Consider the following 21,228-nt stretch of genomic DNA (forward strand, 5'->3'; position numbering starts at 1 on the left):
AGCGCCTGAGGAACCGTAGGCGATCGACTCCAGCTCTCCAGCACCGTCCGATCGCTTCCCTTCACCTGCATCCGCTCCGCCACGTACCTCATGCCGCTTGGACGAGAAATGTGGGCGGAACTTCAGAGACGCTACACTAGCTCGTCAGGCAGGCGACGTGTCGATCCGCCCGTAGAGCATAGAGCAGCGTGTCGAGGTCTGTCGCCGCTTTGACCACGAAGGCGTCCTTCCCCGCCCGGTGGTGTCGGTCGATCACGGCGACGAATGCAGCCGCGCGATAGACGCGGCGGTCCCAAGGTGGATCGCCTTCGACCGCCAGCCGCATCTCGCCAGTCTGCGTCGCCTGCGAGTATCCATGCATGGTTTCGGAGACCGAACCAGTTCCGCCCATGTCGGAGGCGGGCGAGCAGCTCGGAGGGCGGGTATTGCCCGCTATCCGCCATACCGGCCCTTACGCGAATGGGTGGGCGAAGCATCACGCCGACGGCGTTGAGGTCCGCGTACCGGTCGGAGCCAAAAGCGCTCGGCGGCGGCATCCGCGTGAACGTGCCCGCGGCGCGATTTCGCGCCGACGGTTCCGCGTAGCGGGCGTCATGTAAGACTACGCCGGCCGGCCCGTCCTTATCGATGCGTTCCTTCGCCGGTCCTGGCACACGACACGAACTCGAACACCAACCACGTTGGCCTCGCCGCGGTCTGCCAACCCGGCGTATGGGGGGCACGCGATGGGGTGGACTCGTACGTCGCCTTCCGCACGGGCAGACCGCGAGCGCGGCGCTCGCGCATACCGCGCAGGACTCGCTGCCCTGGTCGGCGCTTTGCTCCTGTCGGCATGTGGCGGCGGCAGTTCAATGCCGGCACCGTCCACCAATCCGGCGACGCCCTCACCGGCGGAGACGCCGCCGGCGCCATCGCCCGCGTCTCCGGCGCCGACGCCGGAACCTTCCCCGGAGGCGTCTTTCACGATTGCCGACGGTCTCAGCAGCGTGTCTACCGTAGCCGCCAGCTCGGACGGGCGCGGATATCTCGTCGCGTTCGACGCCTTCCGGGATCACCGCCACGACATTTTCGCGGTTCGCCTCGATCCCGACGGCGCTCGCCTCGACGACGAATGGATTACGCTCAGCGATAGAAGTGCAATCGGCTCGTACCCGGACGCCGGCTACGACTCTCCTTCCGCTTCGTTCGATGGAACAGCCTACGATGTCGCTTGGTTTGGCGAGCAGGGCCTGTCGCCGGAATTCCCGCTCACCGGTTGGGCCTTCGTCGCGATGCGGATCGACCCGGCTGGTGTCGTCTTAGAGCCAGCCAAAGAGATCGAGAGCGGCGCCGGTTCCGGTGTGGGACCCACGCTGCTGCCACCTCCCGCCGTGGCAGCTCAAGACTCGGACTTCGTCGTGCTGTGGTCGGTGCTCCTGGGCGGCGGGCTCGGCACGCTCGTCGAAGGGGCCCGGGTCGCGTTCGGCACGGGAGACTTTGCCGTGGAAGATCTCGGCGTCATCGCACCTCCGATGGGGTCTTCCGACACACGACGACTCACTGCCGGCCCGCCCGCGATCGCCACGAGCGGCGAAGCTACCGTCGGCGCTTGGGTGGAGGGCGAGCTGCGTCGCGACGGCACCTCGCAGCCTAACGGAGCCGTATGGGTTTACGCGCTCGACGGGTCGTCACGGACCCGGACCCGCGTCGCGGACGTCGTTGCCGGTGACCGCTTTCGCACGGCGATCGCCGGCGACGGAACCGACTTCCTCATCGTCTGGGAAGCTGCGACGGAAACCGCGCCGGGGGACGTCACCGAGATCCGCGGGGCGCGGTTTCGGCCGGGGGCCGGCGTCCTCGATGGAGACGACGGGTTCGTGATTCAGGCCGGTGTCGGTCGGATTCGCCTGGGCGGCGTCGCGTACGGCCCCGGCGGCTATCTGGTCACCTGGATCGAGCCGCACGGCTCCGTCAGCGGCGATCGTCTGCGGGCCGTGCAGGTTTCGCCGGGTGGGGAGGTCGACCGGTCCGCCATCTTCGAGGTTGCCGACGACGTGGGATCACCGAGCGCCGTCGGAGTCACATCGAACGGCCGACGGTTTCTCGTCGTCTTCTTTCGCGACGACCCGAGACTTTCGTTGGTTGGAACGTTTCTTGATCCACCGTAGCGGACCCATTGCGTCCCGTTTGTAGCGTCGTCGACGTCCCGCCCCGCGCGCCGCCACGCGGAGAGCGAGCGATGCCGCTTGTTCGCGATTGGCCGCCGTTCTCGAACATGCACGCAGTTTGCCGATGCGGCGCCGAGCCGGGAAATCCGGGTCGACTGCGACCGCGGCTGCGCCGAGGCGACCCGTGGGCACTCCACCGGATTTGCTCCTCTTGCGGCTACCAGTGGATCGAGAGCTGCCAGGAGCGCCCACGCGCCCGCGTTTCTCGCATTGCACGTCATACTACATTTTGAAATGGTGCCGTCGTTACGGAACGACGCCACAACCTGGGTAGCGGTCATGACAAATCGTTTCACGTTGGCGACCATCCCGCTGCTTCTGGTTCTCCACGGGCGCCCCGCGGAGCCCGCGGACGACGGTTCGTGCGCGGCGGAAAAACTCCGCGCTTCCGGCGATGCCGCGGTTCAATTGCTCGACTGCCGCATCGCGGGATTCGAAAATCGCCCCACCAGCCCGGGCTGCCCACACGCTGCCAAGGTCGGACTGTATCGCGCGTTCGACCGCGCTGAAGCCACCGGCCGCTGCTCGTCTACGGGAGACGCCGGTCCCGTAATGCGGCAACTCCACTACCTCCTGCGCGGTGTGCTGTTCGAAGTGGCTGATTCTACCGATGCCGCGTGCAATGCCGCCTGGCTGAAGCCGACCACGCGTCTCGTGCGCGACTACTTTCGAGCGTTGGCTGCGAACGCACGACATGTCAATTTCCCTCTATTGGGGAATAAACAACGACGCATGGAGACGACCTACATGCGCGCGCTGATGCACGCGGAGTGCCGGCGCGACGTTGATCGCTTTTTTGTGGGCAGAATCTTTGGTTCGGCCTACGCCGTACAAGCGCAGGTCATTCCGGCTTGTGGCGATGGATACCGTGCTGGCCACGAGGCTTGTGACGGCCTGTCCCGGTCTCGGTGCCTCGGCGGTTTTTGCATGACCGATTGTACGTGCGGACCTGCTTGTGGAGACGGCGTCGTGAACCGCCCCGGCGAGGAATGCGACGGAAGCGATGACGCTCGCTGCCCCGGTGCATGCCGGGCGACGTGTACATGTCCTGGGACGCCCTGCGGAGACGGCGTCACCTCGCCGCCAGAGGAATGTGACGGCACCGACGCAATGTATTGTGCCGGCGACGGACTGGCATGCGGACTGGCCAGCGGTCCGACCGCGTGCCTCTGCTGCATTCCGCCGGGTTACGTCTGGTCGCGAGGCGGCGCAGTAGAGCCCCGCTGCTGCGAAAGCGGGGGGTTTTGTGAACTCCTCAGCTCCACGCAGTGCGCTTGTCCACCGTTTCAACGGCCTCCTATCCCGTAGAATCGTTGTCGGGGAAGACAACGCCGACGGATCGGCAGCTGCGCGGGACGGAACGCGGCGCGTCGGCGAGCGAGGGCATCGGCTCGAAGGCCATCGCATCAGCGTACCGAAGGGTCACACGCACTCACCAGGACCTCGCCGGTCACTGGGTGACGGTTGCTCCTGCCATCACGGCTCGGGTGCGTCGCTAGGTAATGTCCTAATTTGACCGGGGCGGCTTTCCGCGGATGCGGAGCGGCACTAGGGCGGCGGAGCCGGTCAGCTCGTCACGCCGCGCAGTGCAGCCGCACGAGCAGCAACACCTCGTCGGGGTCGGCGGTCTTCCGGACAGCCGGTAGCCCGGTGATCTGCTGCACGCGCGCGACGTCGTAGCCCGCCGAGAACACGATGATCGGCACTTGGGCGAATGGGCTTCCGAGCTGCCAATGGCGGAACTGGAACCCGTCCATGCCGGGCATGAAGAGATCGAGGATGATTAGGCAGGGGTCGACGCCATCCACCTCCAGAAGCGCTTGGCGACGAGCCCGGGACGCCCGGCGAGCTAGTAGGAAGGAACAACAATTGATGCGAGAGGCCGCAGCCCCAAGTTGTGGTCGTTTTTAGACCCGCCATAGCTGGGGGCGTGCAACGGGTGAGGCATGTCGGCTGCTTGCGATTCGATGATCGGTCAGCGGCCCCCGCGTGGCAAGATTGCGTAGAACGCGGCTCTCTCTCCGTCTGGAGCAACGCCGTTGCCCGCGACGACGAGGCCGTCATCGGATACGCCGACGATCTCGTGCAGGACCCAGCCGGAAAGCGCGTCGCCGATCCCTGCGTCGCGCAAGATGTCTTCGAGCAAGCGTTTCCCGCTTTCAGCGCGCCAGACCATCGCGCGTCGTTCGAGCGGCCCCTGAACTTCGATCTTGCCGACGATTGTCTCTCCGTCGGCGGATGCATCCTCGGCCGTACTCCCGTCGGCATTCGACAGCGGTTCGGGGACGTCGACTGCATCACCGACCCAGCGGACGAGGTCCGGAACGTCACGATACCCATTGTCGACGAACACGCGCTGGAAGCACGTACCAGCGATGATCCGCGAATCGTCGGAGATCGCGGCGGGTTCACATCCGAGCCGACCCACAGGCGTGGCCAAGGTCGTCAGCTGGCCGGCAGCATCCCAGCGAACAGCGGTCGATACGCCGTCTGGTGTGTCTTCTACCGCGAAGCCCGCCGCCATCTCGGCGTCCGGGGAGAGCGTCGTGACGTAGGCGGCGAAGCCGCGGGGGACCGGGTAGAACGTGAGGCCCTGGATTACGTCCCAACGGAAGGGCCTGAAGAGAGCGTCGTTGACATTTCGGATGCCCGTCCCGACGAGGACGCCGCCCTGCGCGTCCATGCTGTGACGTCGTATCCGTTTGGGGAACGATCGAGGTCGCCGAGCGTCTGTACACCAGCGGCTGCGGTCCAGCGGAAGGCGAGCGTCGGGCTAACGCGTAGGCGGGCGGTGATGGGCGGTACGTTCATTCGACCGCCGACCGTAGCGCCGTCGCGCGATGTCGCCGTCGCTGCTCCGGGGATGTCAAGGCTCTCCAGCCCTCGATCGGCTGTCCAGCGCACGGCAAAGTCCCATGGGAAGCCCTGCCATTCCAGTGGGCCGGCGCTACCGACGACGACCTTGCCGTCGCCGGAGATCGCATGCGCATCCAGGTGTCGCAGCGAGGCCGTGGGGCCAATGCGCTCGAACGCCACGCCGCCGCCGGTCGGCGGTTTGTTTGATCCGCCGCATGCGGCCGCGGCGGCGGTGAGAGCGACCCCCAGCACGAACGTCCTTCTCGCGCTCGCTGCCGCGATCACGTGTCGCAGCCTGCGCATGCCGTACCGCTCATGGACGAGACCCCCGGGCACCTAACTCACTTGACTTTCAGGGTAGCGACGACCCCGACGATCGAACGTAAGCCACCGCCACCGCTCGTGACCGCCTGGCACCCGGCATCCAGCGTTTCGTTCACCATGATCAGATAAGTGCCTGGCTTGGTGGGGGCCGTGAGGGTGCCGCTGAACCAGTTACTCGCCGGGGCATTAGCGTCGGCGAAGCAGGTCGCCTCCATGCCTTGGAAGCCGATGTAGGCCTGAATCCTACAAGCAGGACATCCGGGTACTGCCGTGAGATACCACGTAAAGCCAATTCCCACAGTAGACCCGGGCGCCACTGGCGGACCCACCAACTGGCCATTCACGTAGATGGTGTTCAGGTGAATCTCGCCGGAGTCGACCAAGCCCATGGCGAGCGTCGCGGCGGACTTCGGCACCCGGATGATAGGAACCTTCGGCGTCGGCGGACAAGGGCGCTCCGGCGCGAAGGCTGCCAGTACGATCGCCCTCGAAATCAGCGATCGTCGATTCTTCCTCATGTGACGTGCCCTTTCGTCGTCGTTGCGCGCTGGCGTCCATTTTCGGCACGGGTCAGCGCGATGCTCGTGTGGCCTTTCTCCGACTCGCGATATGTCGACGTTGACCAGCTTGGCAAGCGCGAAGGGCGCAATTTTTGGTTAATGGGCTGTTCGGCGTCGTCGTCGCCCCACGGCTCTCTGGCTTGCGTGACGCCCGCTCGCGTATGCGGGCGGGTAGGGCGGGCAATCGAGTTCTCGGATCGGCGGCCCGGGTAGTGAGGTAGGCCACGGGTCGATCCGCTTGCGCATGGCCAGACTCGGACCTGCGCACCCTCGCGTTAGGAGCCGGTATGGCGGGCGACTGGATCCCCATCGACGGCCGGGGTGGTGACGCGTGCGACGGCGGGGTGCGGGCGGATCGCGGTGAGTCGCAACCTGGAGTCGATCGCCGAGACCATGATCTCGAATCGCACTGCAATCGACTACATCGAGCTGATCGACGTAGACGCACCCCTGCCGCGAGGCCGCGGAGCGGTGTGCTAGGGCCGGCCAGGCGCCGCTGGCCACTTGACCGTCAGGCGCCGATTTGAGACGTTCGGCGCTTGCAAACGTGCATGAATCCCTGGAGACCGCGCGCGAGGGAGACGCGAACGGTTTTCACCTTGATCGTGTGCTCAATCACGCTCCTGGCATCCCCGAACCTGGTGGTCGGCACGCCGGGGGACATCTACACGGTCGTCGGAAACGGCGTCCAGGGATTCGGCGGCGATGGCGGACCGGCCACTGCTGCGAGCATCAACAGCGGGTACGGCGTCGCGGTGGACGCCAACGGGAACCTCTTCATCGCCGACCTGGGCAACAACCGCGTCCGGAAGATCGACGCCTTCGGCACGATCTCTACTATCGCTGGTAACGGCACCCGCGGCTTCGCAGGAGACGGTTCACCTGCCGTAGCGGCTCAGTTCGACGGCCCGGCTGACGTGGCGGTCGACCGTGTCGGCAATCTCTTCATCGCGGACACCGGAAACCGTCGCATCCGCAGGGTCGACACTTCTGGGATCATCTCCACGATGGCGGGCTACGGTGACGCCGGTTGCTTTGACAGTGAGAGTGCTGCGACGTCGGCCGTCTTCGGCAATCCGAGGGCCGTCGCGGTGGACGCCGACGGGAACGTATTCGTTGCGGACGAGATCAACAATCACGTTCGCAGGATCGACACGTCCGGAATCATCTCGACTGTGGCTGGCCAATGCACGCCGGGATTCAGCGGCGATGGTGGCCCTGCAACGGCAGCGCATCTAGCCGGACCATCCGGTATCGCAGTCGGCTCCTCCGGAAACCTATTCATTGCCGACGACGGCAACAACCGAGTCCGCATGGTGAACGCCGCCGGACTGATCACCACGATTGCCGGCACCGGCGAGTACGGTCTTTCCGGCGATGGTGGCCCCGCAACGCAAGCCATGCTGCAGGGGCCACGCAGCGTAGCGGTCGGTGGGAACGGAAGCGTCTACATCTCCGACACCGGAAACCATCGTGTTCGAAGAGTCGACTCGGCGGCAATCATTTCGACCTTCGCGGGCGTCGGACCTCCGGGGGGATTCGGCGGCGACGGCGGGCCCGCAATCGAGGCGATGCTGTGGTTGCCGATGGGACTGGCGGCCGGTCCCGACGGTGCACTGCTTGTGGCGGACCTCTTGAATTTCCGAATCCGGAAGATCGCCGGCGCCTCCGTTTGTGGCGATGGGATCATTGACGCCGGCGAGGCGTGCGACGACGACAACACCGCCAATGGCGATTGCTGTTCGTCTACGTGCCAGATCGAGCCGGCGACGACGGTCTGTCGACCCGCGGCCGGTTCGTGCGACGTGCCGGAGACCTGTGATGGGGTCTCACCCACCTGTCCGTCGGACCACGTTGCCGCAGTCGGCGTGGTCTGTCGGCCCGTAGCCGACCGGTGCGATGTTGCTGAGACTTGCAACGGAGGCGACATCGACTGTCCTTCGGATGTTCATCTGCCCGACGGTGATGGCGACGGACTCTGCGATACCGTTGATGGCTGCCCGTTCGATTTCGACCCATCTCAGACCGATACCGACGGGGATGGACTAGGGGATGTCTGCGACCCGTGCACGTTGGGTGTCTCGATTCGCAAACCGCTGCTGAGGCTCTCCGACTTCACGACACCGCATGGCGACGACCGACTGACTTTCCAGGGTACTCTTGAATTCTCAGGAGCGCCCATCTTTGACCCGACGGCTCAAGGACTCCGGGTTCTAGTGAACGATCCAGTTCGCAGAACGATCGTAGATCTTGGCATTCCGGGAGGTACTTACTCGTCGAGCGCTAAGACAGGTTGGCGAACGAACGCTCGCCACAGCCGATTCGTGTTCGGCGGAGCCCTTGTCGATGGATCAATGGCACGCGCGACAGTTGTAAGAGAAGTTGCGGATCACAAGCGCATTCGGTTCTTGGTGAAAGCGAGCCGCAGCTCCTTCGAGAGGGTATTCGTTGGTCCGCTGTCAGCGACACTGATCTTAGACCCGCCGACAGCTGAGACAGGCAGTTGCGGAGAACTAACGTTCGCCGGGCCACCGCCGCTACCAAGTTGCTCGTTTAATCGGAATCGGAGACTCCTGACATGCCGGTAGAGTGTTGCCTCAGTTAAGCTTTGGCGACGAACCAAAGCTGGAGCTGCGATTACACCTTGAGCGCGGTCGAGTAGGAGTCGGCGCAAAGCGCTTTCGGCTGAGCCTGCAGCTGCCCGAAAGTCCCGTCGCACCACCGGTAGAGGCTGACGCCGGCGCCCTGCGATGTAGTCGAGGTAGAGGGCGCAGCCCGATTCTCGCGGCACCACGCGCGCAGCCGGCGTTTCCGCTCCAGCAACGGGATGTCGCGGAGGTCGCGTCCGTCGAGCGCGACAAGATCGAACGCGACGAATACCGGCGTGCCCTGTCGCTGAAATAGATGGTCGAAGCGTGGCCGGCCGTCGTCGTCGAGGCACGCCAGCTCACCGTCCAGGACGGCGCTCTCACCGCACCGCAGCTCGGCCGCCAAATCGTGGCAGAGCTGGCCGAACTGCCGGTAGGGGTTCCCGTTCCGCGACACGAGCCGAACAGCACCCGACTCCACGTGCGCGAGCGCGCGGAACCGGTCGTACTTCACCTCGAAGATCCAGTCGGGATGGTCGAAGGGCTCCGCTCGGCGAACCAGAGGCATCGGCTCGAAGTCACGACATCAGCATATCGAGAGACCGAGGCGCGCTCATCACGTCGTACCACTAGGTGGGGCCGGCTCGTGGAGTGACCGGCTTCTGCACCTCGGGCTCGGTGCTGCGGTGTTCGATCAGCGCGCGGAGTGCGGCGAGATCCGCCCGAATCTCGTCAAGGTCGTGCGTCTGCTGGGCAGCCGGTGCCTCCAGAAACCACGAGGCGACGAATCCGGTGAACGTCCCGAAGAGACCCACGCCAGCGACCATGAGACCCGCCGCGAGGATGCGCCCTTCCGTCGTAATCGGATAGCGGTCGCCGTACCCGACCGTCGTGATGGTCGTGATGGCCCACCAAAGGGCGTCCTCGGCACTCTTGATGTTCGCGCCCTCCGCGCCGACCTCGAACTGAAGGACCGCGATGCTCCCGCTTACGAGAAGGACGATCGAGAGCAGCGCGACGGCGAGGAAGGCGCTCTCGGAGCGGCGCTGCAGAATGAACCCGGACAGAATCTTGGACGCGCGGACGCCGCGCAGGACGCGGAGCACGCGGAGAACGCGGGCGGCGCGGCCCCATCTCAGCTGATCGAGTGCCGGCACGCTTGATAGCAGGTCGATCCAGCCCCATCGCGCGAGGTATGCGAGCCGGTTAGGCGCGCGGGCGAGGCTCAGAACGAAGTCGGCGAGGAAAAGCAGGCAGACGCCGAAGTCGGCGTACTCCAGGATGGTCCGCGTTCCGGGTTCCAGCTCCGTCGTCGACTGGATCGCGAGCGCGAAGAGGACGAACAGCGATAGCGCGAGGATGAAAAGCTGGTACGGGCCGACGTCGGTCGCGCGCCCGGCCGCTACTCCCACTTGTCCTTTTGCTTCGCCGCCTCGGTCGTCTGCCACTGCATGTTCCACGGTGAGTCTGCACCTCCCCGCTTGAGCGGTGTGATGTGGTCGATGACGTAGCCGGGGCACGCGCCGCTCGTCTTCCCGGTCGACGGGCACGGGTGCGACCGCTGAAAAGCGCCCGTCGCCGCGGGGCTGCGTTTCGTTGTCGTCCCGAACGTCGTGGTCGCGGGCGGATGGTACGTCGGCGTTCGCGGCGTCCCGCTGCCTGGGCTTCGGCGGTAGTGGGGCGACACGTACGTACCGTCCCGCCGCGTGTACCCGTGGACCCAGCTGCCGGCAGAGGCGCCCGTCGGTGCGGCGAGTAGGGCGATCGCGACGACCGCGACGAATCCCGCCCGTCCCGTCAGCACGCGCAACCCGGAGGCTGGTGACACGTGAGATTCCGCGCGATGCAGCTATCGCCGCACGGCTTGCCGGTCGAGCAGTGGCGGCAGCACGTCGACGGGGGCGGTGTCCTGGTCGGGGCCGGGGTGTGCACGGGTGTCGGGGTCGGCGTCCGTATCGTTGTCGGTGCGGGGGTAGGCGTCGCGGGCGCGGCGGTCGGCTCGGGCGTCGGCTCGGCCGTCGGCTGCGGCGTTGGAACGGGCGTCGTCCCCGGTTGCGGTGGCAAACAGAACGCGCCCTGCAGCGGCACGGAGCCGATGAGGCGCCATTCCGTCTCCTCGCAAGGCGCTGCTGCGCATGCGTCGGCGCCGTAGCAAGCGAGCGTGACGACGCGGGCGTAGGGATCGGGTTCGCCGTCGTCGCCTTCTGGGTCGCACCACACGAACGCCGGCGCGCCACCATCGGGTCGGAAGACGTTCCCGGAGATCGTCCCGTCCTCCTCGCACGTTATCGCCCAGCGTTCGCCGGCGAGGTCCTTGCTGACCAGCGTCCGTTTTCCGTCCGGCGTGATTTGCACGCCGGAGCCGGCGAACGCGACCGTGGCTGCGAGCGCGAGAGCCAGGGCGGCGGTCGTAATGCCGCGCGACGAGGGTGTGATCGAGAGTCGGTCGAGACGAAGCCGGCGGCGCATGTGTAGAACCCTCCTTGGGCCGCCGGGATAGGTAGGGCGGCGCCCTCAAGTCAATAGCTGACGTACGACGCACCGTGCCGGTTCGCCGCCGCCTTCGCTCGGCCCCGCGAGGTCGGACACGCTGCCAAGATCGCTGCCGGCGTTGTGCAGCCACGTCCGTCGCCGTGTCGCGCTCTCCTCTAGCGTCAATTGCGTGAGCGCCGTTGACTTCCGCCTGACACTCGCAGAAAGCTCCGATCCTCGAACACGGGGGACACCAGCCCATGAGACGCATCGTGCTCGGCATGACCATCGGCCTCCTCACCGCCGCGACCCTCGCGTGGGCGCTGGAGGTGCGCCTCCCGACGCGCACCACCGCCAAGGCGACGGTCGTCGTCGATGAGATCGGCGCCGTTCTCTTCGGCTCGACGCCCGCGAAGGTCGAGGTAACGAACTGCCAGAGCGGAACACCAACGATGGTCGTGAAGGACGTCAACGGTGTCGTGATGGGCACGCCAAGCCGGCCGGTGACCGCGGGGAGTCAGATCTATGTCGTGCGCACCGTTGGCGGTGTTGGGGTTGAGATGGTCGTGGACCACCTAGGGGTGAACGGTACTTCTGGCCCGCCGTCGCTCTACTACGAATCATCGAACTGCACGGGCACGCCGTATGCAAATCTCTATTCGGGCGGATTTTACGCAGGCACGTATCTGCAGCCCGGTGGCCTGTTGGTGTACGCCTCCGGAGCGCAAGAAGTCCACGACATCAACTCGTACAGATCAAACCCGACTGCCGGATGTACGACGTACGCCTACGGGCCCCAACCACTTTTCCCGTTCGCGAGCTTCGACATCTCGCAGTTCACGCCGCCGTACAGCCTAGTTGCCGGGCCGTAGCGGACAAAGGAGACGGCCATGCCACTGCGACGCTTGATCCTCGCCGCCGTCCCACTCCTGACGTTATGCGGCCGACGCGGACGTGCTGTGCGCGAGCGTCGCCAGCGGCGCCGTGAAGCTACGGGTGGCGTGTCGCTCCGGCGAGACACAGCTCTGCCGCTCGCAGCGGCGAAAATGTAGGACGTCGTGAGCCGCCGAAGCGGTCAGACTATCTCACGATCGAAGCCAACGAACCGCGCCGGCGTGGGCGCGGCTTCCAAGCGATGATCCGCACCATTCCTTTGTGATCATTTGCAAGTGATTAGCACGCCGTCCTTTGAGTAAGTGCAGTTCGCTTTTTGGTCCCGCGGTTCAACCGCTTGGCCGACATTGGTGGACAAATCCGCTCGCGGTCTACCGCCCGCGGCACTCTCGGTGCCGCTATCGGCCACGATTTCCATGCCGCAGTCCTCCATCTTGGAGCACATCGATCCTAGGTTATCCGGAAAAACGACCGGAATACCGGCGGTGGTCCTTGGCCAAAGTACTCCCGAGCACGTGTGATTGGAGATTGCGGATCGTTCCGTGATTCGATTAACAATTTTGACATAGACGCAACTTGATGCTGGCATGAGGTAGTTGTCGTTTGTGAATACACAGCTCTGTTGCATTAGGCTGATGTGACATGCCGTCTGCGTTGCATTCATTGGAGCCGCTGCCGTCAAAACGATGGCGAGCGCAATGACCATGAGTGGGAGACCGACTAAGGCCGTTTGCGTTCGAGTCATGTCGCTTCGAACCTTCGCTCTCAGTGGTGGTGTAGAAGATCACAAAGCGCTTGATTACCGTTGTATTGCTTCAGGCATTTGGCCATTGCCGCTTTTGCAGCCTGGGCTTGAGCCTCTCGTACGTTTGGTCCCTGAAGCTTCCAATTGCATGCCTTGGCGATGTCACCAATCTTGTCGCCTAGTCCCTCGATGTCGAAGTCTGCCACCCACGTGCTACCGGAGGGGACGAACCAGGGAACCTGGATGCGCATTCGCTTCGCCTTCAGCATATCCCGAATCAAAGGAACTGGGTTGCGCGTGAAGGCGCTTTTGTGATCGGTACCCGCGATCCAGCTACTACTCACAGCCTTCTGGTCATCCAAGCGATAGACGATCTTTACCGAGCCATTCATATAGTCCGATTCGAGCACGCTATCGGCATCGATCCAAAGGTCGGTCTCGGTCTTTTGGCATCTAATCAAGAGAGTTGCAGTGCCCGATGTGATCGACCCAGACCATTTGTTAGTGGAAATGGTGTCAATTGAAACCCGCTTTACGTCTGTCATCTGGTCGGTGTTTTGATGTGGCCCATTCCATTCGGCCGTCGCGGGCAACGACCGATTCAGTAGGCAAAACAGTACCAACATCAAGATTCTAAACACCGGCTCGTGCCTCTCGCTGAGATGCGGTCTAACCCCTATCAGCAACGCCCATCCAGCGCCTGATGAGGTGTGAAGTTGCGCGAGATGCAGTTGTTCCGCGTACGGTTTGTCCCTCGTGCAGACGTTGCAGCAAGATGGCGCTCTGGGCCATCGGAGCGCGGGCGTGTGCGGAGTTGGCGCCGGTGTCTTCCTAGCCGTTAGTGAAGGCACCACGAAGCGGTGAGAGCGACTTCTGAGAGTAACGGGCCGTCGGTGGGCCATGGGTTGCCTCCAAGAGGGGTGAAAGCGAGGGGGGTAGAGCGCGTCGGGACGAGGATGTCAATCCCCCGCGCCCTCTCTGATAGCGCGAACGAGAACTAGGCGCGTCAGGGCCAATGTATTCAAATCCTGGCGGAGAGCGTGCGGCCGCTAGCCCGAAGAACTGTCGGGCAAAGATCCTTTAGGATTTCGGCGGACTTCCGTTGAAATCTCTTTTTGAGATCCGCCCTTCCGGCCTTCAGCTGGTGCGTCTCCGGGGGGCCTGGTTCCCGCAGATCCCGCGGATCGACTACCCCGGAGTCCCGCTGTGGGCGCAGGGAGGGTAGAGCTGTAGCCGATGCCGGCCATGACGTTCCCGGCCGACTCGGTCGAGGAGGACGCTCCGAAAGGAGCCGCGACGAGGCTCGATCGCAAGCTCGACGAGCGGATCCGAAGCGCGGGCGGCGACGACGAGGCGTGGCGAAAGCGGGCTCGCCCTGACGAGGCGGGCCGGTGAGGGCGCGCGCACTGGATATGGGCGAAGACGAGACGATATCGATCAAGTTTTGGCCGGCATTGTGGGACCTTCGGCATGGTCTTGGTGACGATGACAAATCCCCTGCGACCTCGGCATTCGGCACCTGTCCCAACCCAGCGCGAGTCACGATGCCCACCGCCTGCACTCGGAGGGCCAGCGGCGCCACGCAGCGATTCCTCAGAAGGAGGGTTGACTGACATCCTCATGTTGGTCTACGGGCGCCCTCCAGAGACGATCACTTGTCCAAAGACGTCGTTACCTCATCCCGGAGTGACTATGTACTTGACTATATCCGACCGACGCACCGGACAGGCCGAAGGGAGGCCCAAACACAGAGCGGCTATCGCGTTGTTTTTGGCGGTTGGCTCATCAGGGTGCGCTCCCATGAGGGTGCCGCTGGGCTACGGAACACTCGACGTGAATCCGCCCGCCCCTAAAACGGAAGCCGGCCAGATCGCCGTTGCGCGCTTCGATGATGCTCGGTCTTCCGAGTACGCAACGGGAGATGAGATTGGACAGATGAGGAATCTCTATGGAATGCCGGTAAAGAAGATCGAAGGTAGTCAGAATCCGGTCCTCTGGGTTTCCGGCGGTCTCGTAAACGGCCTCGCTGCGGAAGGGTTCACTGTCGAGCGGGTAGAGTCAGCGCAAACAGCAGGCGCTCTTCCAACGGTTGTGGGCAAGGTATCCAAAGTGTTTGTCGATACCTATATGGCGCAAACAGCGTGGGTCGACGCGGAGGTTGGAATCGATCAACGCGGAGTACGGTTATTCTCCACAAGTTGCTCCGGCGAAGCGACTCAAACCGGATGGTGGGGCACGGAAGAGGAGTATCGGAGCATTCTCGCTCTCGCCATGGAGAATTTTCTAAAAGCGTGTGTTCCTAAGCTTACGCCAATCTTAAGCCAGTACGCTGCCAAGTGAGACCTTCCGGCAGCCTGTGGTTAGCAGTTCTCCTCGCGACCGGCTGTCAGACCGTTGTACCGATAAAGGAGACAGCTCCGAATGAGTGGATGCCGACGTATTCGGAACCCATTGCGCCGTCCTCCGCGGCCAGTCCTCGACAAGTCGCAAAGGGGTCGGTCGAGTCGCGGCTTCGACAGCTTCAAACTCTACGCGACCAGGGATTGATCACCGACAGCGAACTCAAGGAGCGACGCCGGGAGATCCTAAAGGATCTTTGATCGCGATCCGCTTCAAGGCGGAATCGAAACCGACGAAGTTCCATTATTACGAGAAGACCGGTCTTCCCGGTGGTCCAGGATGCACGAACGAATCCGAGGCGGCCGACCGGCTGAAGTGGTCCACTGCCAAGTGTTCTGGTCTCTTCGTCGGACAAGCAAAGTGGTCTCTGAACCAATTGACTTCTTGGTCCTGACCGAAATCTCGGGTCCGCTTGGAGGACCTCCAGATGCGCCGCTACCTCCTCCGACTCGTTCTCCCCATGTTCGCTTCGTCGGTCGCAGCCACATCCCCGACTCAGACACAGCTCTGCGAAGCCGACATGATGCCGCGCTGGTCGCCACGCTGCGCGGGCTTCTCACCGAATTGGGTCTGCGTCGCCCTGTACGCGAGGCGGCCCGACCTAGGCGCATAGCTCGCCATGAAGTACGCCGCGCCCGCGGAAGGCCCCGAACGATGACGCGAGCGCCGACGACGCGGGCGAGGCCGACGCGAAGCAAGCGTGAGCCGGCGCCATCGACTGTCCGTGCGCGGTCGACGCAGTCGCGCGACTCGTGAGCCCGAACGTCGCTTTTTTGGCGACATCGCGAACCGCGAACGGGTCACTCGGCCGCTCGGCTCCGCAGCAAGGCGGCGGAGGGCGCCCTATTTGCGTGGATGTCCTACCCCAAGCGGATCACGCGGTTGGCCAGTCGAGCCAAACCGCTACGGGGCCGTTCTGGTCGCCAGGTACGCGAGCCGCCCGCGATGCCAGGCTGTCTGGCGTAGGGGCACGCTGCGCTGCTATCGCCGGGACCGACGAAGCGGGCGCGGTTGGCGAGGCGGGTGAGGGGAGCGAGCGGGAGGATGAGCAGCGCCGACGGGTCCAAGCGCACGGCCGGGCTCCCCGCGGGGGCATCGAATCCGCGCCCGGCCTACGGGCCTCCCCCTTCCTGTCTGCTGAGATGCTTTCGGCCGAAGGCGGAGAAGCCCGAGGACCGGCCACCTACGGACGATCCGGGTAATTCGACGGTGAGCTTCCACGGCGAGCGGCGCTCGAACGAGAGCCGCCAGTCGACGACAGACCCCGAGGCGCGGCTCATGCGCAAGGAGCCAGGCAAGGAGGCCTAGCTCCGCTTCTTGGGGCACGTGCTCATAGAGAATCGCAACGGCCTGTGAGTCGACATCTCCGTGGCGCCGGCGAACGGGACATTGGAGCGAGAGCAGGCGCTGAGCCATCGGGTGGGCACAAGACCGCGGCATCCAGGGTGAGAACTGCGAGTGCCGACAAGAGCTACGACGCGGCCTCGTTCACCGGCGTTCTCCAGAGCGTCGGGGTGACGCCGCACGTGGCGCAGAACACGACGAACCGGCGCTCGTCGATCGACGGGCGAACGACGCGTCATGCGAGCTTCGCGGTGAGCCAGCGATGCCGCAAGCGGGTCGAGAAGATCTTCGGGTCGATGAAGGTGATCGGCGGCTTGAGGAAGACGAGGTATCGCGGAGTCGAGCGGACGGGCCTGTGGGCGTACCTTGTCGCAACGGCCTACAACCCGGTCCGGATGGTGAAGCTGCAGCCGGACACGCGAGCGACAGCATCGATTGACGCCGCCCTCAGGCGCCCCACCGGATCCCGCTCCCTGCCCCGAGCAGAGAGATTCCCCACCCGACATGGCTCCGGCTGCGTCAGAATGGACCAACCCGAATCGCCGCCACCGGTGGCAGGATTCGTCCGCCTTTCGGTCCGAGTGACCCTTTCCCTCGATTGTTCCGTGGACAATCGCCATTGACTTGTGCGACCCTTCGACGGTTTTCGTTGCAAACGCGCTTCCGTGAGTTCGGCAAATGCTCCTCGTGATCGCCATCGCCGCAGAGCTGATCGTGCTCACCCCCGTGGTCGGCACCGGCGCGCGGGGATCATCGTTTTGTCTTTCCACGGGCACTATCTCTGCCGAGTGCGTAGGCGTGCATCCCATGGCGACGAACATCATTATTATGATTATGGGCCGTTGGCTGGTAGCTGATTAGATCACCTACAGGGGGGAAAGGATGGCGTGCATGAGGATACTCGTGCCAAGCGCGCCGTGGCATTTGGTCGTCGCTGCGCTGACCTGTTTCATATTCACTTGCCCCAATGGCGCCACCGCTGCGCACCGGTACAAGGTCAAGGACGCGAGACCAAAGCCGGGTGACGGCACACGGATACGCAATAAAAAAGATGGATATGTGACTGGTTGGGAGCTGACAGGTAAGACGTTCGACTATCATGGTAAAGTTGCCGATGTAGAGAAAAGAACGACCAAATGGCCTTGGGGTTATGCCAACACGCCCAACATGTGTGGCTTCGCGGAACTCGAAGCGCTCGCCGCCCCCAAGGGTTACCCTAAGACAGTCAAGAACCGCTGTAATCGAATAGACAAGCGAAACATGCGGAGCCGCCATGCCGTAACAGGCGAGCAGTTTGCGACGCTCGTCAATGCGTCTCCTTGCGCCGGGAGGAAGAATACTTGCAAGAATCACCCGAAGAAGGTGTGCAAAATGGACAGCGACTGTCCTGATCCGGGGGAGAGGTGCCATTGCCCGGGGAATTGTTGCGACGGTACCAGCTGTCCGCTCGTTGTCAACAATGACATCGATCCAACCACCCACAAACCCATATGCCCGTCGCCCATTAGGCTCTACTCGAACTACTTCAAGTCCAAAGATCGCAAACTCACACCCCTTGGTTTCAAAAACAAGTATCGCGTCTCCGAGAAACGCACGCTGGTAGATTTATCGCCAGAACCGACAGTGTTTTATCGATACATCGCCAAAGGCGGTGAGGCCGCACTGGTGCGCTCGCCTTTGTACGGTTGGGGCTTCATTGACGCCAAGTGTCTGCCGGACGCTCTCGCTGGAAAATGCAAGTATGTAAAGCCTACCACGATCGCTGCAAGTGAGAGGGGCCCTGCGGAACCACTATCCTATGCCACTTCGAGCATAGAAGGCGCGATCGAAGACGGCGTTTGTGACGATGAGGATCCCTGCACGACCGATTACTGGGACGCGGAAGATGGCTGCGTCAATGAATTGTCTGCAAGCTGCATGCCGGACGCTGACACCTGTATCAACAGTGATTCCATGTATGCGATGGTTTCCATTGACGGCAACTCGGTTTGCGATGGCTTGAGGAGTGAAGTGCGCGGGTCCGTGCGGATTTCGCGAAGCACTGGTATTCTTGACAGCCTAAAGATCACGGTGGAGCTACAGGGCGCAACGCCCGAGTCAGAGTACGCCATCGAAGTGCTTGAAGCCGGCACGTGTGGCGACGTCGCGCTCGCCGATACGGACGAATCGGTCTTTACGGATGCGAGCGGGAGCGGCGCTGAGAGGTTCTGGATCGATTTGCCATGGTCACCCTTTGGGACAGATGCGCTTGGTGATGGTCTGGGGAGCGAAGCTGCGGTGGTCATCCTGGAGGAGATTGGAGACGACGGGGAACCTACCGGGGTCCGTTATGTCAGTGGTGAATCCGGTATAGCTTTATGCACGCCCCCTCCCTGCAGTTTCGTCACCGACTGGGGACGTGCAGGCACTGACAATGATCCGCCTCACCTCCGAAATGCCGAGGGTATCGGAGTGGATTCGAACGGAAACGTCTATGTTGCAGATTCCTGGTACATCAAGAAGTTCGATCCTGCGGGAAGCTTTTTGACATCGTGGGGGCAATTCGTGAGCGGCGCCCCCGGAGGCTTTGCCTATGCTCACGGTGTGGCCGTAGATAGCAACAACTGCAGCGTATTTGCTACGGACGGTCACGACACGTTCGCACCCAACCACCGAGTGCAGAAGTTCGACTGTGATGGGAACTTCATTACTCAGTGGGGTCGCCAAACGGGGACCAATTTTGGCTCCAATCCGCTCGGCGTCGCCGTCGACCCGAGCGGGAACGTCTTCGTCGCCGATAGCAGCAGCTTTCTGCTGTGGAAGTTTACCAACGACGGAACGTTCCTCGGGTCTTGGGGTGGGTTCGGGAGCGGACCCGGTCAATTTGCCGGCAATTCACCGTTCGGAGTCGCCGTGGATGCTGATGGGAATGTGTTCGCAACGGACCCTGGTAACGCGCGCGTTCAGAAATTCGACAACAGCGGCAACTTCATCACGATGTGGGGTCAGTACGGCAACGGTCGAGGGGAGTTCAATGGACCCGCGGGCACCGCGGTGGGCAGTGACGGCCGCTTGTTTGTCGTAGACAGCGGGAACAGCCGCATACAAATATTCGACGCAAACGGCGCATTTCAGGCTGGGTGGGGAACATTCGGTGTCACCGGCGTCCCCGGCGAGTTTGCCAATCCATGGGGTATCGCAGTGAACGGTAACGGAGAAGTATACGTCACCGACAACGGCAACCATCGCGTCCAGAAGTTCCTTTGCCCAAAGTAGCGCGTGAGGTCCCGGTCGGCCGCGGCATGGCCGGACATGAACGGCCCTTTCGCCTGTCTGGGGATCACTCATCTAGGTCTGAATGCATCCTAAGGTTCGTGTTGTCGCGTCCCCAGTCCAGCTGGTGCCGGCCAAGGCCCCTTTTTGGTCCGGGCATCGCTCATTTCCTGTCTGTCGAGTCGGCTCGTGGTTCGCTTGAACACTTCAAAAAGTGGCCCCTGGCAGCCCGGAACGAGTCCGCAATGCTGCTGCCCGGTTCTGCGTGGCCGTACGGATTCTCCTTCCTGAATCCCTCGACGAAGTGACGGGCCCTGAGCCACGTCTCATCAAGTTCAAAGTTAGTATCGAGGAAGCTCTGCATCATCTGGCTGCGGGCGATCCGCCGCGCCTGCCATGCACCGAAGACGGCGACACCGAGCGGCGACGAAGGTAGCGAAGATCGTGGAGAGCGCCGCCCACCCGGCTCCAGTGAGTCCGAACGTCTTCTCCGCGGGAGGCGTGGAGACGACACAGACGATCGCCTGCGTTGGTGTGGGTGCCGGCGTTTCCGTAGGCGTGCCCGTCGGGGTGGGGGTTAGGAGTGGAAGTTGGTTTCGCCACTGGCATCAGCTCGATCGTCGACCTGGCGTGCCGGCGGATCACAGATCAGCCTTCTCCAGCCGCTTGCCCAGCTTGTCGAAGAGTCGGCTGCTCGCGGTCTTCCCAGTCCCAAGCCGGTACAGCCGCGACGCGCCGAGATAGATGTAGCGCTTCGGCTCGAACCCTACGCAGCTCGCGTGGAAGATCACGCCGCCCACCATCGCCGCTGGCACGTGTTCCTGGCAGTGATGCCGGTGGCGCTCGACTCCCTGGACGACGCGGGCATCGAGCTGCCGATCCAGATCCGCCGCGTCTCGTCCACGGAGCCACGTGTCGAGCGGCACGACTACTCGCGACAGAGAGATGGCGATCGCACCGCGGTCACCGGATGGGGTGAGGTGCTTCTCGATCTGATCGCGTGCTCCCGTGATGTTGGCCTCAACGCCGGGCGCGCCGAACGGCCTCTTGCACGCGATCAAGATCTTCCTTTGGCCGAGCCGGACGACGACGTCAGGTTCCTCCAGTCGCGTGTCGAGACCCGCGCGTCTGCAGACAGCCGCGAAGGCGACTTCGAACGCGATGTTCCGAGCCATGCTCTCGTTGTGATCGTCCTCGCCCGGCTTGTGCTTGCCGCGGAAGATGTGCCCCAGCTTCTCCTTGGCGATCTTGGGGTCCTCCCCACGGAGGAAGGGGACGATGTCCTGAGCCAGCTCCATCGACTCGGACAGCGCAATGGAGTCGAGACCGTCGTCACGGTCTGGGGGCAACGACCTTTCGGGGATGTGCTTCTCCACCCAGGCCGCGATCGGGTCACGGTACAGCTCGAAACGACTGCCGGCGACTTTGACCGGAAGGGATTTCGCGAACTCCAGCGCTTCATCGAGGCCTGTGAGGATCTCGTTGAATTTGGTGATGATCACCGGGCAATAGGATACCGCCGCGCACACCGGCCGGCCAAGCCCGCGATCCCATTGACGTGTACAACCGCTGACTCGCATCAAATA

The 21,228-nt window shown here is 63.4% G+C and carries 19 protein-coding genes; 9 read left to right on the forward strand and 10 right to left on the reverse strand.

Annotation, left to right across the window (positions count from 1 at the left end; genetic code table 11):
• Nucleotides 1-136: 136 nt before the first annotated feature.
• Entirely contained in the window at nt 137-361 is a 225-nt protein-coding gene (locus VFC51_12125; GenBank protein ID HZT07771.1) for a hypothetical protein, read from the reverse strand.
• 490 nt (nt 362-851) lie between these two features.
• Between VFC51_12125 and VFC51_12130 the strand changes: the two genes are divergently transcribed.
• Nucleotides 852-2,147: a hypothetical protein gene (locus VFC51_12130; protein ID HZT07772.1), complete on the forward strand. Its 1,296-nt coding sequence runs from the start codon at nt 852-854 to the stop codon at nt 2,145-2,147.
• Nucleotides 2,148-3,781: 1,634 nt separating this feature from the next.
• Here VFC51_12130 and VFC51_12135 read toward each other — a convergent pair.
• The 3 genes from VFC51_12135 to VFC51_12145 form a co-directional block, all read right to left on the reverse strand.
• Nucleotides 3,782-4,015 carry a hypothetical protein gene (locus VFC51_12135; protein ID HZT07773.1) on the reverse strand — a complete coding sequence of 78 codons (234 nt, stop codon included), beginning with the start codon at nt 4,013-4,015 and terminating at the stop codon, nt 3,782-3,784.
• Nucleotides 4,016-4,182: 167 nt separating this feature from the next.
• Nucleotides 4,183-4,890 (reverse strand): hypothetical protein, encoded by a 708-nt coding sequence (locus VFC51_12140; GenBank protein ID HZT07774.1) that lies wholly within the window; start codon nt 4,888-4,890, stop codon nt 4,183-4,185.
• 514 nt (nt 4,891-5,404) lie between these two features.
• Nucleotides 5,405-5,905, reverse strand: a complete 501-nt coding sequence (locus VFC51_12145) for a hypothetical protein (GenBank protein ID HZT07775.1) — start codon at nt 5,903-5,905, stop codon at nt 5,405-5,407.
• 647 nt (nt 5,906-6,552) lie between these two features.
• Here VFC51_12145 and VFC51_12150 point away from each other — a divergent pair.
• Nucleotides 6,553-8,535 carry a hypothetical protein gene (locus VFC51_12150; GenBank protein HZT07776.1) on the forward strand — a complete coding sequence of 661 codons (1,983 nt, stop codon included), beginning with the start codon at nt 6,553-6,555 and terminating at the stop codon, nt 8,533-8,535.
• Between the two features lie 49 nt (nt 8,536-8,584).
• On the opposite strand, the gene VFC51_12155 is transcribed toward VFC51_12150, so the two are convergent.
• The 4 genes from VFC51_12155 to VFC51_12170 form a co-directional block, all read right to left on the reverse strand.
• Nucleotides 8,585-9,103, reverse strand: coding sequence for a hypothetical protein (locus VFC51_12155; protein HZT07777.1), 519 nt, complete (start codon nt 9,101-9,103; stop codon nt 8,585-8,587).
• Nucleotides 9,104-9,164: 61 nt separating this feature from the next.
• Complete coding sequence (locus tag VFC51_12160; protein HZT07778.1) at nt 9,165-9,983, reverse strand: ion transporter; 819 nt, start codon at nt 9,981-9,983, stop codon at nt 9,165-9,167.
• Nucleotides 9,938-10,339: an HNH endonuclease signature motif containing protein gene (locus VFC51_12165; GenBank protein HZT07779.1), complete on the reverse strand. Its 402-nt coding sequence runs from the start codon at nt 10,337-10,339 to the stop codon at nt 9,938-9,940. The genes VFC51_12160 and VFC51_12165 overlap by 46 nt, the downstream gene beginning before the upstream one ends.
• On the reverse strand, nt 10,333-11,004 hold the full coding sequence (locus tag VFC51_12170) for a hypothetical protein (GenBank protein HZT07780.1): 672 nt from the start codon (nt 11,002-11,004) through the stop codon (nt 10,333-10,335). The genes VFC51_12165 and VFC51_12170 overlap by 7 nt, the downstream gene beginning before the upstream one ends.
• Nucleotides 11,005-11,267: 263 nt before the next feature.
• Here VFC51_12170 and VFC51_12175 point away from each other — a divergent pair, with 263 nt between their 5' ends.
• A complete protein-coding gene (locus VFC51_12175) occupies nt 11,268-11,879 on the forward strand; it encodes a hypothetical protein (protein HZT07781.1) in 612 nt (203 codons plus the stop codon).
• 787 nt (nt 11,880-12,666) lie between these two features.
• Here the strand turns inward: VFC51_12175 and VFC51_12180 are convergent.
• Nucleotides 12,667-13,239, reverse strand: a complete 573-nt coding sequence (locus VFC51_12180) for a hypothetical protein (protein ID HZT07782.1) — start codon at nt 13,237-13,239, stop codon at nt 12,667-12,669.
• Nucleotides 13,240-13,882: 643 nt separating this feature from the next.
• Between VFC51_12180 and VFC51_12185 the strand changes: the two genes are divergently transcribed.
• The 6 genes from VFC51_12185 (at nt 13,883) to VFC51_12210 (ending at nt 19,645) form a co-directional block, all read left to right on the forward strand.
• A complete protein-coding gene (locus VFC51_12185; protein ID HZT07783.1) occupies nt 13,883-14,041 on the forward strand; it encodes a hypothetical protein in 159 nt (52 codons plus the stop codon).
• Between the two features lie 438 nt (nt 14,042-14,479).
• Nucleotides 14,480-14,986 (forward strand): hypothetical protein, encoded by a 507-nt coding sequence (locus VFC51_12190; protein ID HZT07784.1) that lies wholly within the window; start codon nt 14,480-14,482, stop codon nt 14,984-14,986.
• 1,104 nt (nt 14,987-16,090) lie between these two features.
• A complete protein-coding gene (locus VFC51_12195) occupies nt 16,091-16,354 on the forward strand; it encodes a hypothetical protein (GenBank protein ID HZT07785.1) in 264 nt (87 codons plus the stop codon).
• 137 nt (nt 16,355-16,491) lie between these two features.
• Entirely contained in the window at nt 16,492-17,013 is a 522-nt protein-coding gene (locus VFC51_12200) for a transposase (GenBank protein ID HZT07786.1), read from the forward strand.
• 55 nt (nt 17,014-17,068) lie between these two features.
• On the forward strand, nt 17,069-17,251 hold the full coding sequence (locus VFC51_12205; GenBank protein ID HZT07787.1) for a hypothetical protein: 183 nt from the start codon (nt 17,069-17,071) through the stop codon (nt 17,249-17,251).
• 30 nt (nt 17,252-17,281) lie between these two features.
• Entirely contained in the window at nt 17,282-19,645 is a 2,364-nt protein-coding gene (locus VFC51_12210) for a hypothetical protein (GenBank protein ID HZT07788.1), read from the forward strand.
• A gap of 638 nt (nt 19,646-20,283) precedes the next feature.
• On the opposite strand, the gene VFC51_12215 is transcribed toward VFC51_12210, so the two are convergent.
• Complete coding sequence (locus VFC51_12215) at nt 20,284-21,144, reverse strand: hypothetical protein (protein HZT07789.1); 861 nt, start codon at nt 21,142-21,144, stop codon at nt 20,284-20,286.
• Nucleotides 21,145-21,228: the final 84 nt, after the last annotated feature.

The sequence above is a fragment of the Chloroflexota bacterium genome (genome assembly GCA_035652535.1).
In the GTDB taxonomy this organism is placed as follows: Bacteria; Chloroflexota; UBA6077; order UBA6077; family SHYK01; genus DASRDP01.